Raw genomic sequence first — 2,857 nt, 5'->3', positions numbered from 1 at the left:
GTTTTCGGAACGGGTTTAGCCCGCCGGCGGTTAGCCTGGCGGGTTGATGTCGTCTTGGTCGGTATGGTGTCGGGTATTGTTCGGGTGTCGTTGTGAGAAGGCGTGTTCGTGAAGTTGGGCTGCGCCGGTCATGTTTCGACGACGCGCTTGCGTTTGTGTGTTTCCTGAGCTTTGCAGGCCTGGCGGCGACCTACTCTCCCGCGTCTATATGACGAAGTACCATTGGCGCTGGGGAGTTTCACGGCCGAGTTCGGGATGGGATCGGGTGTTTTTCTCCCCGCCATGACCACCAGGCCGGCGAAGATCAGGAAGTTGGTCTCTGTCCGGGTTGCCGTTGGGGCGTCCCGGGGGATCGTTTCGTTTGTTGCTCGTGGCCGTATTGGCCTCGAGGGTGCGTTGACAATGAGAGCGATGAAGCCGATCGAGCTATTAGTACCGGTAAGCTTCGCACGTTGCCGTGCGTCCACACCCGGCCTATCGACGTGGTGGTCTACCACGGCTCTGATAGGGAGCACTGGTTTCGAGGTTCGTTTCCCGCTTAGATGCCTTCAGCGGTTATCGAGTCCGTACATAGCTACCCTGCAATGCCGCTGGCGCGACAACAGGTCCACCAGAGGTACGTCCATCCCGGTCCTCTCGTACTAGGGACAGATCCTCTCAATACTCCTACACCCACGGCAGATAGGGACCGAACTGTCTCACGACGTTCTGAACCCAACTCACGTACCACTTTAATCGGCGAACAGCCGAACCCTTGGGACCTGCTCCAGCCCCAGGATGTGATGAGTCGACATCGAGGTGCCAAACGATGCCGTCGATATGGACTCTTGGGCATCATCAGCCTGTTATCCCCGGCGTACCTTTTATCCGTTGAGCGATGGCCCGTCCACGAGGGACCACCGGATCACTATGGCCGTCTTTCGACTCTGCTCGACGTGTCAGTCTCGCAGTCAGGCAGGCTTATGCCATTGCACTCGTCGAGCGATTTCCGACCGCTCTGAGCCCACCTTCGCGCGCCTCCGTTACTCTTTGGGAGGCGACCGCCCCAGTCAAACTACCCACCACACACTGTCCCGGACCCGGATGACGGGCCGCGGTTAGACAGTCATGACGATAAGGGTGGTATTTCAAGGATGGCTCCACGAGAGCTGGCGCCCCCGCTTCAAAGCCTACCACCTATCCTACACATGCCGACACGAATGCCAGTGTGAAGCTATAGTAAAGGTGCACGGGGTCTTTCCGTCTGACCGCAGGAACCCCGCATCTTCACGGGGAATTCAATTTCACTGGGCCTGTGCTGGAGACAGCGGGGAAGTCGTTACGCCATTCGTGCAGGTCGGAACTTACCCGACAAGGAATTTCGCTACCTTAGGACCGTTATAGTTACGGCCGCCGTTTACCGGGGCTTCAATTCGGAGCTTGCACCCCTCCTCTTAACCTTCCGGCACCGGGCAGGCGTCAGACCCTATACGTCATCTTGCGATTTCGCAGAGCCCTGTGTTTTTGTTAAACAGTCGCCACCCCCTCGTCTGTGCCCCCCGATCCTGGTTGCCCAGAACCGGGGCCTCCTTCTCCCGAAGTTACGGAGGCAATTTGCCGAGTTCCTTCAGCACAATTCGCCCAAACGCCTTGGTATACTCTACCAGTCCACCTGTGTCGGTTTCGGGTACGGTCTATGATGCAGGGGCTGTTTCCTGGAACGCCTTCGAAGCCCGCCCAATCCGATAAGGGCGAACCACACACGGCATCCGTCACCACCTGCAGGCTCAGGACTATTCACCTGATTCCCATCGACTACGCCTTTCGGCCTCGCCTTAGGGGCCGGCTAACCCTGCGCAGATTAGCTTTACGCAGGAACCCTTGGACTTTCGGCGGGGGTGTCTCTCACACCCCTTGTCGTTACTCATGTCAGCATTCTCACTTCCGATACCTCCACCGGCCCTCACGGGTCCGGCTTCACAGGCCTACGGAACGCTCCGCTACCACTTGGCATCGCTGCCAAATCCTAAGCTTCGGTGCGTGGCTTGAGCCCCGTTACATTGTCCGCGCAGGAACCCTTGTTTAGACCAGTGAGCTGTTACGCTTTCTTTAAATGATGGCTGCTTCTAAGCCAACATCCTGGTTGTTTTGGGATTCCCACATCGTTTCACACTTAGCCACGACTTCGGGACCTTAGCTGTAGGTCAGGGTTGTTTCCCTCTTCACGACGGACGTTAGCACCCGCCGTGTGTCTGCCGGATAGCACTTCCTGGTATTCGGAGTTTGGTTAGGTTTGGTAAGTCTGTGGGACCCCCTAGCCCATCCAGTAGCTCTACCCCCAGGAGTGTTCGTCCGACGCTCTACCTAAATAGATTTCGCGGAGAACCAGCTATTTCGAGGTTTGATTGGCCTTTCACCCCTAGTCACAAGTCATCCCCGACTTTTTCAACAGGCGTGGGTTCGGCCCTCCAGTGCGTGTTACCGCACCTTCAGCCTGCTCATGACTAGATCACCTCGTTTCGGGTCTAATCCGACGAACTGAACGCCCTGTTCAGACTCGCTTTCGCTGCGCCTACGCCTACCGGCTTAAGCTCGCTCGTCAGACTAAGTCGCTGACCCATTATACAAAAGGTACGCGGTCACCCTTGCGGGCTCCCACTGTTTGTAGGCATCCGGTTTCAGGTGCTCTTTCACTCCCCTCGTCGGGGTGCTTTTCACCTTTCCCTCACGGTACTGGTTCGCTATCGGTCGCTGAGGAGTACTTAGGCTTGGAGGGTGGGCCCCCCATGTTCAGACAGGATTGCACGTGTCCCGCCTTACTCGAGGATCATGGACGACATCTACGCGTACGGGGCTGTCACCCGCTGTGGCCCGGCTT

2 rRNA genes (1 of these 2 cut by a window edge) are annotated in these 2,857 nt (G+C 57.4%); both read right to left on the bottom strand.

The annotated features are described in order from the left end of the window. Window positions 1-177 precede the first annotated feature (177 nt). Window positions 178-294, bottom strand: a 5S ribosomal RNA gene (gene rrf / locus EDD54_RS20265). Between the two features lie 114 nt (window positions 295-408). Next, a 23S ribosomal RNA gene (locus tag EDD54_RS20260) occupies window positions 409-2,857 on the bottom strand; it runs 383 nt beyond the window's last position.

Origin of the sequence: Oharaeibacter diazotrophicus (assembly GCF_004362745.1) — a bacterium.
GTDB classification, from domain to species: Bacteria; Pseudomonadota; Alphaproteobacteria; order Rhizobiales; family Pleomorphomonadaceae; genus Oharaeibacter; species Oharaeibacter diazotrophicus.
The sequence above is the reverse complement of the archived record's forward strand: the minus strand, read 5'-3'. Positions and strand labels throughout refer to the sequence as shown.